The sequence below is a fragment of the Mesorhizobium sp. M1004 genome (assembly GCF_040318795.1).
Lineage (GTDB): Bacteria > Pseudomonadota > Alphaproteobacteria > Rhizobiales > Rhizobiaceae > Mesorhizobium.
This window is the reverse complement of the sequence record NZ_JAMYNB010000026.1, coordinates 1-12971: the sequence shown is the minus strand read 5'-3', so window position 1 is coordinate 12971 and position 12971 is coordinate 1. Positions and strand designations below refer to the sequence as shown.

Annotated in this window: 11 protein-coding genes; 6 read left to right on the top strand and 5 right to left on the bottom strand. The window is 59.9% G+C overall.

The features are described 5' to 3' along the window. Positions 1 to 129: 129 nt before the first annotated feature. The 3 genes from metH (at position 130) to NKH54_RS30945 (ending at position 5122) form a co-directional block, all read left to right on the top strand. Positions 130 to 3939, top strand: a complete 3810-nt coding sequence (gene metH, locus NKH54_RS30955; protein WP_353029614.1) for a methionine synthase — start codon at positions 130 to 132, stop codon at positions 3937 to 3939. Between the two features lie 190 nt (positions 3940 to 4129). Beyond that, a complete protein-coding gene (locus NKH54_RS30950) occupies positions 4130 to 4720 on the top strand; it encodes a BA14K family protein (RefSeq protein WP_352915814.1) in 591 nt (196 codons plus the stop codon). An 87-nt stretch (positions 4721 to 4807) separates the two neighbouring features. Further along, complete coding sequence (locus NKH54_RS30945; protein ID WP_353029613.1) at positions 4808 to 5122, top strand: DUF2934 domain-containing protein; 315 nt, start codon at positions 4808 to 4810, stop codon at positions 5120 to 5122. 74 nt (positions 5123 to 5196) lie between these two features. Here NKH54_RS30945 and NKH54_RS30940 read toward each other — a convergent pair whose 3' ends face one another. From NKH54_RS30940 to NKH54_RS30920, 5 genes are all read right to left on the bottom strand, one after another. Then, a complete protein-coding gene (locus tag NKH54_RS30940; RefSeq protein ID WP_353029612.1) occupies positions 5197 to 5874 on the bottom strand; it encodes a PIN domain-containing protein in 678 nt (225 codons plus the stop codon). 8 nt (positions 5875 to 5882) lie between these two features. After that, the gene (locus NKH54_RS30935) at positions 5883 to 6536 is read right to left on the bottom strand and encodes a hypothetical protein (protein WP_353029611.1); all 654 of its coding nucleotides are present in this window, start codon (positions 6534 to 6536) and stop codon (positions 5883 to 5885) included. Between the two features lie 38 nt (positions 6537 to 6574). After that, positions 6575 to 8407 (bottom strand): ATP-binding protein, encoded by a 1833-nt coding sequence (locus NKH54_RS30930; RefSeq protein ID WP_353029610.1) that lies wholly within the window; start codon positions 8405 to 8407, stop codon positions 6575 to 6577. Next, positions 8397 to 9440, bottom strand: a complete 1044-nt coding sequence (locus NKH54_RS30925; RefSeq protein ID WP_353029609.1) for an SIR2 family protein — start codon at positions 9438 to 9440, stop codon at positions 8397 to 8399. The genes NKH54_RS30930 and NKH54_RS30925 overlap by 11 nt, the downstream gene beginning before the upstream one ends. 111 nt (positions 9441 to 9551) lie before the next feature. After that, on the bottom strand, positions 9552 to 10046 hold the full coding sequence (locus NKH54_RS30920) for a hypothetical protein (RefSeq protein ID WP_353029608.1): 495 nt from the start codon (positions 10044 to 10046) through the stop codon (positions 9552 to 9554). Between the two features lie 685 nt (positions 10047 to 10731). Here NKH54_RS30920 and minC point away from each other — a divergent pair. The 3 genes from minC to minE are packed head-to-tail and all read left to right on the top strand — an operon-like array spanning position 10732 to position 12696. Next, a complete protein-coding gene (minC, locus tag NKH54_RS30915; protein ID WP_353029607.1) occupies positions 10732 to 11562 on the top strand; it encodes a septum site-determining protein MinC in 831 nt (276 codons plus the stop codon). 49 nt (positions 11563 to 11611) lie between these two features. Beyond that, positions 11612 to 12427, top strand: coding sequence for a septum site-determining protein MinD (gene minD / locus NKH54_RS30910; protein WP_023670342.1), 816 nt, complete (start codon positions 11612 to 11614; stop codon positions 12425 to 12427). Further along, positions 12424 to 12696, top strand: coding sequence for a cell division topological specificity factor MinE (gene minE, locus NKH54_RS30905; RefSeq protein ID WP_023684809.1), 273 nt, complete (start codon positions 12424 to 12426; stop codon positions 12694 to 12696). Before minD ends, minE begins: the two co-directional genes overlap by 4 nt. The last annotated feature ends 275 nt before the right edge of the window (positions 12697 to 12971 follow it).

Genomic DNA, 12971 nt, shown 5'->3' with positions numbered 1-12971 from the left:
GACCGCCGCCGTCACATTGTCGATCGGGATGACCATCGCACCAAACTCTCGCCACTACGCGTTCGCCTGCATTCCGTATGTTGACATAAAGATATCCTTATGTGATGGTTGTCGCCTCAAGGATAAAAAATGTCGCAGAATTCTGCATCGCTGGACGCATTGTTCGGCCCCGTCGCGGCCAAGCCCGACGGTTCGGAAGTGCTTGCGGCGCTCACCGCGGCGGCACGCGAACGCATCCTCATCCTCGACGGCGCCATGGGCACGCAGATCCAGGGTCTCGGTTTCGACGAGGAGCATTTCCGCGGCGAGGCTTTTGCCGGCTGCGCCTGCCACCAGCAGGGCAACAACGACCTCTTGATCCTGACGCAGCCGAAGGCGATCGAGGAGATCCATTATCAATACGCCATCGCTGGCGCCGATATCCTCGAGACCAACACCTTCTCCTCGACCTCGATCGCCCAGGCGGATTACGGCATGGAGGATGCCGTCTACGCGCTGAACCGCGGCGGCGCGCGGCTGGTGCGTCGGGCAGCGGCGAGGGCACAGCAGGAGGACGGCAAGCGGCGCTTCGTCGCCGGCGCGCTCGGGCCGACCAACCGCACCGCCTCGATGTCGCCCGACGTCAACAATCCAGGCTACCGCGCCGTCACCTTCGACGATCTGCGCCTGGCCTATGGCGAGCAGCTGCGCGGCCTGATCGACGGCGGCGCCGACATCATTCTCATCGAGACCATCTTCGACACGCTGAACGCCAAGGCGGCGATCTTCGCCTGCAACGAGATTTTTCTCGAAAAGGGCGTGCACCTGCCGGTGATGATTTCCGGCACCATCACCGATCTCTCCGGCCGCACGCTGTCGGGCCAGACGCCGACGGCGTTCTGGCATTCGGTGCGCCATGCGAGCCCCTTCACCATCGGCCTCAACTGCGCGCTCGGCGCCAACGCCATGCGCGCGCATCTGGCTGAAATATCGGGTGCCGCCGACACCTTTGTCTGCGCCTATCCGAATGCCGGCCTGCCCAATGAATTCGGCAGGTACGACGAGAGCCCGGACTTCATGGCCGCGCAGATCGAGGATTTTGCGCGGGAAGGGCTGGTCAATGTCGTCGGCGGCTGCTGCGGCTCGACGCCGGACCACATCCGCGCCATTGCCGAGGCCGTGAAAAAATATCCGCCGCGCGCGATTCCCGAGATCGAGCGCAAGATGCGCCTGTCCGGGCTGGAGCCGTTCACGCTGACCGATGAGATTCCCTTCGTCAATGTCGGCGAGCGCACCAACGTCACCGGCTCGGCCAAGTTCCGAAAGCTGATCACGGCGGGCGACTATGTTCCGGCGCTCGACGTGGCGCGCGACCAGGTCGCCAATGGCGCACAGATCATCGACATCAACATGGATGAAGGCCTGATCGATTCGAAGAAGGCGATGGTCGAGTATCTAAACCTGATCGCCGCCGAGCCTGACATCGCGCGGGTCCCGGTGATGGTGGACTCCTCGAAATGGGAGATCATCGAGGCCGGGCTGAAATGCGTGCAGGGCAAGCCGCTGGTCAACTCCATCTCGATGAAGGAAGGCGAGGAAGCCTTTCTGCATCACGCGAAGCTGGTGCGCGCCTATGGCGCGGCCGTGGTCGTCATGGCCTTCGACGAGGCCGGTCAGGCCGACACCAGGGCGCGCAAGGTCGAGATCTGCACCCGCGCCTACAAGCTGCTCACCGAACAGGCCGGTTTCCCGCCCGAGGACATCGTCTTCGACCCCAATGTCTTCGCGGTCGCCACCGGCATCGAGGAGCACGACAATTACGGCGTCGACTTCATCGAGGCCACCGGCGAGATCACCGCCACGCTGCCGCATGTCCATATCTCGGGCGGCGTCTCGAACCTGTCCTTCTCGTTCCGCGGCAACGAGCCGGTGCGCGAGGCCATGCACGCAGTGTTCCTCTACCATGCCATCCAGCGCGGCATGGATATGGGCATCGTCAATGCCGGCCAGCTTGCCGTCTACGACACGATCGAGCCGGGGCTGCGCGAAGCGTGCGAGGATGTCGTGCTCAACCGCGTGCCCAGGGCCGGCGGCACCGCCACCGAACGCATGCTGGAGATCGCCGAGCGTTTCAAGGGCACCGCCGGCAAGGAAGCCAGGGAGCGCGATCTCGCCTGGCGCGACTGGACAGTCGAGCGGCGGATTTCGCACGCGCTGGTCAACGGCATCACCGAATTCATCGACGCCGACACCGAGGAAGCGCGCCTCGCATCCGAGCGGCCGCTGCATGTCATCGAAGGCCCGCTGATGGCCGGCATGAATGTCGTCGGCGATCTGTTCGGCGCGGGAAAGATGTTTCTGCCGCAAGTGGTGAAGTCGGCGCGCGTGATGAAGCAGGCGGTGGCCGGATTGCTGCCGCACATGGAGGCCGAAAAACTGGCCAATGCGGCCAATGGTATCGACAATGGCGAGTGCCAGACGGCCGGCAAAATCCTGATGGCGACTGTAAAGGGCGATGTCCACGACATCGGCAAGAACATCGTCGGCGTCGTTCTGGCCTGCAACAATTACGAGATCATCGATCTCGGCGTCATGGTGCCGGCGGCAAAGATCCTGCAGACGGCGCGTGAGCAAAATGTCGACATCATCGGCCTGTCCGGCCTGATCACCCCGTCGCTGGACGAGATGGTGCACATGGCCGCCGAGATGGAGCGTGAAGGCTTCGACATTCCGCTGCTGATCGGCGGCGCCACGACCAGCCGCGTGCACACGGCGGTGAAGATCCACCCGCGCTATTCCAAGGGACAGACGGTCTATGTCAACGACGCCAGCCGGGCGGTCGGCGTCGTCTCGTCCTTGCTGTCGAACGAGACCAAGGGCGGCTACGTCGACAGAGTGCGGGCCGAGTACAAAAAGGTCGCCGACGCGCATGCCCGCTCCGAGGCCGACAAGCAGCGGCTGCCGCTGGCCAAGGCCAGGGCCAATGCGCACAAGGTCGACTGGTCCGCCTATGAGCCGCCGAAGCCGTCCTTCACCGGCGTCAAGGTTTTCGGCAACTGGGACCTGACGGAGCTCGCGCGCTACATCGACTGGACGCCGTTCTTCCAGACTTGGGAGCTAAAGGGGCGTTACCCCAAGATCCTCGACGACGAGAAGCAGGGAGCCGCCGCGCGCCAGCTTTTCGAGGACGCGCAGGCGATGCTGAAAAAGATCATCGCGGAAAAATGGTTCGCGCCGCGCGCCGTCATCGGCTTCTGGCCGGCGAACACCGTCGGCGACGACATCAGGTTGTTCACGGATGAGGCACGCTCGCAGGAACTGGCAACCTTCTTCACGCTGCGCCAGCAACTGCCCAAGCGCGACGGCAAGGCTAATGTCGCGCTGTCGGATTTCGTCGCGCCCCAGGACATAGGCAAGCCGGATTATATCGGCGGCTTCATCCTCACCGCGGGGATCGAGGAGGTGGCGATATCAGAGCGCTTCGAGCGCGCCAATGACGATTACTCCTCGATCATGGTCAAGGCGCTGGCCGACCGTTTCGCCGAAGCCTTTGCCGAGCGCATGCATGAGAAAGTGCGCAAGGAATTCTGGGGCTATGCCGCTGATGAGAAGCTGGCGCCCGACGAACTGGTCGGCGAGCCCTATCGCGGCATCCGCCCGGCGCCCGGCTACCCCGCGCAGCCCGATCATACCGAGAAGGCGACCTTGTTCCGGCTGCTCGACGGCGAGCGCAATGCCGGCGTCAGCCTGACCGAGAGCTATGCGATGTGGCCGGGCTCCTCGGTCTCCGGCATCTATCTCGCCCACCCCGAAAGCTATTATTTCGGCGTCGCCAAAGTCGAGCGCGACCAGGTCGAGGACTATGCCCGCCGCAAAGCCATGCCGCTGGCCGATGTCGAGCGCTGGCTCGGCCCGATCCTCAACTATGTCCCTCAGCACTATGCCGAGGCGGCGGAATAGCGGCTGCGACGTGGCCCAATGGCTGCTCGACCGCTCCCTTGATTTTTCACCGTCGAAAAAAATCGCGCCGCACCCGGTTCTCGGCGAGCTGCCGGTTGTCGGTCGGTCAGACTTAGGTCCCTCGCGCCTGCTTTTCTGGAACAAGCCGTGATGTCCCGCATTTTATTGGCAGGGACACAAGGAGTGTCGAGTGAAAGCGATTTTGGGACTGGTCGGCGGCTTCGTGCTGACCCTCGCGGTGTTCGGCAGCGGGCTGGTTTTCGCAGCCTGGCTGCTTGCCGCCAAGCCAGCGCGGGAGGCAAGGCCGACCGTCAGCGTGGCGGAACTGTGGACCCGGAAAGCGCGGCCGGTGGACAAGACGGCGCAGGACTTCGAACGTGTGCCGCCCGAGCAGTCCGCGCCTGCCGACATCGCCGCCAGGGAGCCAGCCCAGGACCCGGCCAGGCAGCAGCCCGATCCCACAGTCACCGGCGCCATCGCGAGGACCGAACTGCCGCCGCCGCATCTCGCCTGGTGCGCCAGCCGCTACCGCTCTTACGATCCCGAGGACAACAGCTACATGTCCTATAGCGGACAGCAGCGCACCTGCGTATCGCCCTATCTCGCCGCCGACCGCGCCGCGCCGCGAGAGGCAAGCTATGTCGAGGGCGCGGGCGCCTACGCGGCCGCCGGCGGCGAACCGGACCATGTCGCCTCCTGCTTCAGCCGCTATCGCTCCTACCGTCCGGAAGACAACAGCTACCAGCCATATTCCGGCGGGCCGAGACGGCAATGCGAATAGCCAGCGCGAAGGGCGCCGCGAACGATTGCGACCGCGCGATTTCTGGGGTCGTTCGGATCGTCCTCAAAGCCCAGGGGAGGAACCACCATGGAAGACGACCGCCATCACAAGATACAGCAGCGCGCCTACCAGATCTGGGAGCGCGAAGGCACTGGCGACCCCGAGCACCACTGGCACCGGGCCGAGGCCGAAATCGACCGCGAAGCCGCTCTGCCGCTGACCGCCGACGACGCCCTGCCGCGCGAGATCGCCAGCACCGACATCCTGGCGGTCGAGGAACTGGCCCTACGCACCGGCATATCGGGCGACGAGGCGCAGGAGCTGATCGACAGGCTGGGCACGGACAGGGCGGCGGTTGAGCAGGCGGCGCGGGGGATTGAGGGGAGGCGGGCGAAGTCCTGATCGGGCCGCGTTTCGCAAAAAAGAGCTCTTGCGATCGGCTGGGCATCTCGATTCACTGGGCGAGCGCAGACGAATTATATGCCAAGCGCGTGTTTGGCGGCACTCATGTTTGATGCGTAAACGACATTGAGCTTACCAAAATCATCGGCAATCTCAGGCCTTAGCACACCGGTCAAATACTCGTGGATGTTTGAGGAGAGGAACACAATCTTTGCCCTGACTCCTGCGTCCCGCAAGGCCCCTACCACTTCCAGGTAAGTTTCATAGATCAGGCAATCTTTGGACGATTCTTTACCACGCTTGGCCGGTGCTAGTCCTGCATTCACTCGCGCAAATGCTTTGCCCGGAGCCAAGTGGCTCGTTCTCACCTTTTGTAATTGCGCCAGCCAGCGTTCTACAATCTTACGGGCACGAGGTACGTGATCGCTAAGATGCCTCAGGCTCACCGCTCCTTGGGCTCCATAAACGGTGGAAAGCTTGTCCAAGCGTTTGACCTGCTCAACCAGTTTCTTGAGGTTGCGTTCGGCCTCATCCTGCACAGCCTGGTCATGTTCAGCGAACTCAATTTCCACCTGTTCGGCCATAAGCAATACGAGGTTGCCAGCTTCCGCTGCGATCACCAGATCGATTGCGGCCTGTCGATCGTGTGGTTTGGCCGTCTCGCGCGTGGGGTCGCGCATGACGTCCAAGATAGAGCATGTGTCGATGCATAGTATCGGGGCAGCTGCTGATTCAATGGTGTGCAAATCCATCCTCTGGCTCAGTGCTCATCGTAGAAATCTAAAAGAGCCAGAGATTTCTCAAAGTCTCCCGCGAGTTTGTGGGCGGAATCTATATCCCAGCCGTCCGCTTCATGGAGCCAACGAGCCAGCATGTCGGCCCCGAGTTTGTCTCTGGAGCGATGCACGGCAACGAGAAAGTCAAACCATCGCTGTTCATCTGATGGGTGGCTCGCACCCGTCGACTTGTTAGCCGCGCTTGAAAAACGACGCAACATCAGCGCGGTATTGGACGACAACCAGGTATCAGGTGACTGCTGACCTTCAGTAGTAGTAATTTCATAGCCAAATTTGTTCACAACTGGAGCAGCGACACGTGCGATGAAGTCCTTAAGGATAGTATTGTATTGAGTGAAGGTTAAGCTGCCACTCTCAAGTGGGACAATGTTTGGCACGTAGTAGCCTTCGTTGTTTCCCCAAAGAGTTAACCCAGCGGATGGATGGTCCCGGCCCGGAGTACGGCGGAATAGAATTACATCCTCCGAGGTCATCGCACTTCGTGCGACCTCGGCCGATCTTTCGAGATCGACGCGCCATGGATGAACCGCAGCTTCGATAAGGGCAAGACGCAACGCGGGCCGCGCAGCAATTGGGCCCGCCATGGACATGTCCTGAAAGACTTCGATTTGTTTCACCATTTTTTTCCAAACAATCTCTGAGAGGATTTCCAATCCTAAATGGCAGGAACGATATCCTGAAAGCGGACCGTCGCACTACGCGGCTGCAACTGCTCCGCAAGTGGGCGGATGGCGAGCTTCAGCGGCATCTGCCCCGCGACTCCGCTAAAAATGCACGTTCCTGTCGGCAGCGTTGGGATCGATTCCTCGGTCAACTTGTCGATGTAGGACACTGCGCTCGCGATGGATTGGAGGTCTTTTTGGTTTATGAGCCGATGTATGAAATAATTGTGGGCCTGCGATGTGATGGTGGGCGAAATGTCATTGGGCCTCTGGCTCGAAATGGTTACAAACACACCGAATTTCCGACCCTCTTTGACGATCTCCTCGAAAGTTTCCAAGCGATAATCTTTCCAACTTTCAGATTCGCGGAAGGACTCCCGCGAGAGAATGTTGTGCGCTTCATCGATAATGATTGTCAGTGAGTGGCCCGGTCCAAGCTGTTTGTGGTCTTCGTAGACTTTTTTTGAAACTAGAAGCGGTATGGTCTTCTTCATCTCAAGATTGACGTCTCCAAGGGCTATCACAACCACATTGGACGCGAATAGCTCGGCTGCGGGATTCGGGTTGAACACTTTGCGAATGTCCGCCTGTTTGCTCCGCAGCTTATTTATCGCGGGAGCAATGTGCTCATTCTGCGCCCGATTAGAGAGCACGTCGTAGATGAGTTGCACGTAGGCAAACGTGATCAAATCGGAGATCGTGTCGTTGGCAAAATTGAAATTGTCAACGTGTCCGTAGACGATCGTGTTGTGAATCTGGGCCGGGTTCGCTTTCAAGAAGATGCCCTGACGCCTGAACTCGTTGCTTTGATTGTGCCATTCAAGGTCGGCTGCCAGTTCGACTGGCTCATCTGCATCATCTGTCTCAGGCAGCACTTGCCGCAAATAATCCATAAGCAGATCTACCCTGACCTTGTCCGACATTTGCAGAATCTGAGTGATCTGCTGGCGCAGGGTGTTCCGGATATGGCCAGTAGGATCGTCCCCACTGAGAATGCGATGCTGCAGCGCAAGAACTCGTTTTAAGAACGGCTTCTGCGTCTTCTCTGTCGCATCGGCTAGTATGCTGATGATTTCGATGTCGCTGAAGCCGCCCGCTCCGAGGGGAATCTTTCCCCCGTTGTCGTTCCTCGTGGACAGAGCGAGTACTGTCTTGTGCGCAGTCAGGCAGTTGTCCCCGACATACTCGTTGTTAAAATCGAACAGTAAGATTCGGCAGTTGTGCGCAAAGGCAACGGCATTGCGTTCGCGCATTCTGGCGATGAACTCCTGATAGATCATCGCCAAGGTGTTCGATTTGCCACTGCCGGTGTTGCCAAAGATCGCTATGTGGCTGTTCATGAGGCCGTCAACCGGCAAAGCAATATCATAGCCCTCATACTCAGATTGGGCTACATCGAGCCCAACGCCGTTCTGGCTGATCAGATTATGGACCTGATGAACCTTCTCCTTCGTTAGTAGGAACGCCTCGTTGCCCACCAAGGGTAGTTCCTTCGTGCCGCCGAAAAATCGACCCTTGTGATCTAGAAATCCAACTAGCGAGACCGTCAGTATGCGCTTGCCATTGAGATAGGCTAGTGCGCTCGGCTTGCGGTCTTCGGCCTGTGCGTTCTCCCCTTCGACTTTGCCGATCAGGCTGAGAAAGCCCTTTCGAATATCCACGTAGCTTCCCACGGCGATGTTGCGCAGCACGTCGCCATTGAAGAACAGTTCGGAAAGGTTCTTATCCCTGTCCACAGAGATGAATACCTTGCGACCGGTAACAGCTGAAACTTCGCCCACGCGCAAGGCGGCCTCGGTGGCCAAGCGATCCGGTTCAATGGGCATCGGGTTGTCCTGGCAGAATGGAGACGAGCAGGTCGTTGAGGCGCTTGAAATCGATCACGGTGCCTGCCGATGGCGCGAGCACTGTCACGTTCCGCTGCTTGGTAAACTTGGCCTGATAGGTCGCTGCCGATGCGGTATTGTAGGACAGAATGATGAGTTGCGATGTCGGATTTCGGAGGGCGCGACGCGTCAGGTCAAGGATGTGCTCGTCGGCAAACGAAAACCCGAATGCGATGAGCACGGAGTTTTCGTAGTCCATCGCCTTCGAGAACAGTCGGAGTAGGTCGTAGTAAACGCGTTCCATTAGCGTCGTATGGAATTTCCTCAAGTTCGGCAGAATGAGAAAGTGCTTTTCCAGATAGGCGGTTACATGCGTGATATCGGCCTTCTGATCGTCGGTTAGCTTTGGAATCGCCGTGGGGTCGAATACGACGGAATCCTTGCTGCGACGCCATGACAGAGACCCATGCAGCTTGACCAAGTTGATCGTGGGGATCTCGATCTGGTGCCCATAAATGGGGCCTGATCTATAGGTCCGGTCAAAGAAACGCTCAGGCGTGAACATGAATTCCGGACTGAGGCTCGAAGACCGATCGAACCCGTCGTTCAAGATTACGCTTGGAACCAGGCTGGACGCATGTTCCAAGAACATGTCGTAGTTGGTTGTAAAAACCGTCGCTTGGCGGGGAAGAAGGATGTTCTTTCGGGTGAACAATATGCGATCGATGAGCGAGAGAAAAATTCTGTAATTGTCAACGACACTAAGAACAGCATCGCTCATTGCGGCGGCGGAAATCTGGCCATGAACGGCGTCGATCTGCTCCACGAATTCGAGGCAACGCCGGCTCGCTTCGTTCTCGTTGCCCGCGGCTAACAGTGTGTCGATTTCAGTTTCAATGTTTCCGGCTGTCGCTATGGCCGGAAATGAGGCGCCAGATCCAATCAGGAAATTGAGATTGCCTGACTGGATGTATGACTCAAAGATCTTCGACGCCTTTTCGTTGTCAGCCGCGACCTCGATGATGTCGGCCATCACATCCCTCGTCTGTCTGTATCACCGTTGTATTTGAATCTGCTGTCTGGGCTCTGTGTCCATAGGATGCGTTTGACCACAGTAACGGGGAGCCTCGTTGATTTTGAGTAGCTATGGGCACGCAAAGGTCAGTTGCCGAGATTTTGCCCAGCCGTAAATGAATTGACGGATTTGCTCGGTCCTTTCCCGAGGTGGTTCCTTCCCATTGCGCATCGACACAGTCGCCCCGTGGCCAACAAGCCAAGGAACTAGACCTAATCGGTCGTAGTTCTCTCCAGCATCCGAACGACCGGGGTTGAGCCATTGGACGAAGATATCGAAGTCGCCTTCCGCTGCGTAGTCGAGCGTTCTGCGTCCAGTCTCGATATATTGAATCGAGCATAGTACAATGCGGCAATCCTGATCGTCGAGGATGTCTCCGGCATAGAGCTGACGCTCTTCGGGAGAACCACTGACCAAAAACACTTCAACGCATTCACCGCCATAGAGCGCCAAGGTTCGCGTGTGGCGACCGGTCCGAACCGTTGCTCCGAATAAGGTGTTCCAAGTCGTCGATTTGCCTGAATTCCGATTGCCCAACACTCCGATAAAAAGGCGCCTTTTCACAGTAGATCCTTCCTAAATGACGATCGTTTGTTTGGTATCTAAAATGCGCTGCCGGCCACGCCAAGAGGGCGGGAATCGGAAGAAGATAGTAGCGACCGGGCCTGGATTACGTCTTGGGCGAGCCGCAGCGTCCCTTAAGAATCGCGATCTCGGCCTCGTGGTCGCCTCCCGACATGGACGCCACCGGCACGCCGATTAGGAGGACACCCAGGGCGTCTCCAGTCGACGCCTTGTTCTGCTGGTTCAATATGACGGCAAGGCGCTGTCTGTCGGCCGGCATGCAGGGGCCGGAATTTGGAACGCCGGCAATCTTGTCAGGCGGCGTGGCGCACCCGCGAGGCCAGCCAGCAGCGATGGTGTCAAAACACTACGTTTCATAATCCCCCCAAATAAAACCCGTCCCACGCCGACATTACGCGGTGCGTGGCGGTGCGCAAGTATTCGGCGCTCGGCAATACATGATTATTTCCAACAATCTGCGCCGACACTTGTCGCGCCGCAGTCGTCGCGATTGCAGCTTGCCCTACCGCCGGCGTGTCGATTAGCGCCTTTGCAAGGGAGGCAGGGATGCCTGGCACGGGTTGTCAGGAAAGGCGCTCCCAAAGCCCGCGAATACCCCCTCCCGTTAACCTTTCATTAACCATACCACGGCTAGCGTTTACCTCTCAGTAAGGAATCGCCCGCTGTGACCTTTGCCGCTCCCCTCGAGGCCAAATCCATTCGCTTTCGCGCCCGCTCCTTCGTGGCTTTCACGCTGACGCCGGAGGCGCCTTTGGATGTTTGGCTGGAGAGCCTCGATCGCTGGGTCGGCAACTCGCCGGGATATTTTGCGGGGCGCCCGGTGGTGCTCGACCTGAACGTGCTGAAGCCCGATGTCGTGGCCATCGAAGCGCTGGTCGATCTGCTCGGCCAGCGCGGAATCCGCATCTATGCCATGGAACTCGATGGTGGCGCCGAGCTTGGCACGCATCTGCCGCCGGTGCTGGTCGGCGCCAAGGAGGCGACCACCGACGGTCTGCTGCAGCCCAGCCGCAAGGCGGGCAGGGCGGAGGAGGACACTGCGGTAAGCGACATGAAGGCGGCCGGTGACATCAAGGCAGAGGCCGGCGATTTGAAGGCGGGCGATTTGAAACCGGCGAGCGATGCCAAGGCACAGCCGAAAGACGCCAAAATCGCCGCACCCGACGCCAGCACGCTGATGATCCGCTCGCCGATCCGTTCAGGGCAGCTGATCTTCCACCCGCATGGCGATGTCATCGTGCTGGGCTCCGTCGCCTCCGGCTCCGAGATCGTCGCCACCGGCTCGATCCACGTCTATGGCACGCTGCGCGGCCGCGCTTCGGCAGGCGCTCAAGGCAACACGGCGGCGCGTGTCTTCTGCCGCAGGAACGAGGCCGAACTTCTCTCGGTCGATGGCTGGTATTGCACGGCCGAGGAGATGGACCCGTCAGTCCGGGGCAAGCCTGTGCAGGCATTTCTCGACAACGGCATGCTGCGCATCGCCCCTTTCAGCTAATGCGTCTCGCCCGACAACGACATAACGAACAACAACGGAGGCTTTATTGATGGGCAAGGTAGTGGTGGTCACCTCGGGCAAGGGGGGCGTCGGCAAGACGACCTCTACCGCGGCTCTGGGGGCGGCGGTCGCCAAGACCGGCAAGAAGGTGGCGCTGGTCGATTTCGATGTCGGACTGCGCAACCTCGATTTGATCATGGGCGCCGAACGGCGCGTGGTGTTCGACCTCGTCAACGTCATCCAGGGCTCGGCAAAGCTGTCGCAGGCGCTGATCCGCGACAAGCGGGTCGAGACTTTGTTCCTGCTGCCGGCCTCGCAGACGCGCGACAAGGATGCGCTGACCGAGGAGGGCGTGGCCGAGGTCATCGGCAAGCTGCGCTCGGTGTTCGACTACGTCTTCTGCGACAGCCCGGCCGGCATCGAGCGCGGCGCTCAGCTTGCGATGCGCTTTGCCGACGAGGCCGTCATCGTCACCAATCCGGAAGTGTCGTCGGTGCGCGATTCCGATCGCATCATCGGCCTGCTCGATTCCCGCACCTTGCGGGCCGAGGAGGGCGAGCAGATCGCCAAGCATGTGCTGGTCACGCGCTACGATGCGGGACGCGCCGCGCGCGGCGAAATGCTGTCGATCGACGATGTGCTGGAGATCCTGTCGGTGCCGCTGCTCGGCATTATCCCCGAGAGCCAGGATGTGCTGCGCGCCTCCAACCTCGGTTCGCCGGTGACGCTGTCGGAGCCGCTGAACGCCGCTGCCAAGGCTTACATCGACGCGGCCAAGCGGCTCGAGGGCGAACAGCTGCCGGTCATCGTGCCCTTCGAGCGCAAGGGCTTTCTCGATCGTCTTTTGGGAAGGAGGGCGGCATGAACCTGCTCGACATCTTCAAGCGGCGCACCAGCGCGCCGGTGGCGCGCGAACGGCTGCAAGTGCTTCTCGCCTATGAGCGCCGCAACCGCAGCCAGCCCGATCTCGTCTCCATCCTGCGCGAAGAGATCATGGCGGTGATCGCCAAGCATGTGCAGATCGACCAGGATTATCTGCAAGTTTCGATGGACCGCGGCGAGACCATGTCGACGCTGGAGATCGACATCCAGATCCCCAACAAGAGCGCGGTGCCGCTGGCCATGGCGGGGTGAGATTGAAGCTGCTGATCTCCCCCCTTGTGGGGGAGATGGCCGGCAGGACAGAGGGGGGCGCTGTCCCGCCGGCCTGTCGATTGTTTGGCAACGGCTTGGGCCGAAGTCGGTCCTAGCCGACACGACTTGTCGAACGTAGCGATCCTTCGCGCCCCCCTCTGTCCTGCCGGACATCTCCCCCACGAGGGGGGAGATTGCGCGCCTCTTCGGCTTCGCCAACCATCGCCGTTAGCCGGCCTTTTCCGTCTCCCCAAAAAATATTCAACCAAACGGTT

What these genes read in the sequence shown, in the direction of transcription:
- NKH54_RS30945 (WP_353029613.1), top strand. Translation starts at nt 4,808, where the DNA reads ATGGAAGACGACCGCCATCACAAGATACAGCAGCGCGCCTACCAGATC.
- metH (WP_353029614.1), top strand. Translation starts at nt 130, where the DNA reads ATGTCGCAGAATTCTGCATCGCTGGACGCATTGTTCGGCCCCGTCGCG.
- minD (WP_023670342.1), top strand. Translation starts at nt 11,612, where the DNA reads ATGGGCAAGGTAGTGGTGGTCACCTCGGGCAAGGGGGGCGTCGGCAAG.
- NKH54_RS30930 (WP_353029610.1), bottom strand. Translation starts at nt 8,407, where the DNA reads ATGCCCATTGAACCGGATCGCTTGGCCACCGAGGCCGCCTTGCGCGTG.
- NKH54_RS30925 (WP_353029609.1), bottom strand. Translation starts at nt 9,440, where the DNA reads ATGGCCGACATCATCGAGGTCGCGGCTGACAACGAAAAGGCGTCGAAG.
- NKH54_RS30940 (WP_353029612.1), bottom strand. Translation starts at nt 5,874, where the DNA reads ATGGATTTGCACACCATTGAATCAGCAGCTGCCCCGATACTATGCATC.
- minE (WP_023684809.1), top strand. Translation starts at nt 12,424, where the DNA reads ATGAACCTGCTCGACATCTTCAAGCGGCGCACCAGCGCGCCGGTGGCG.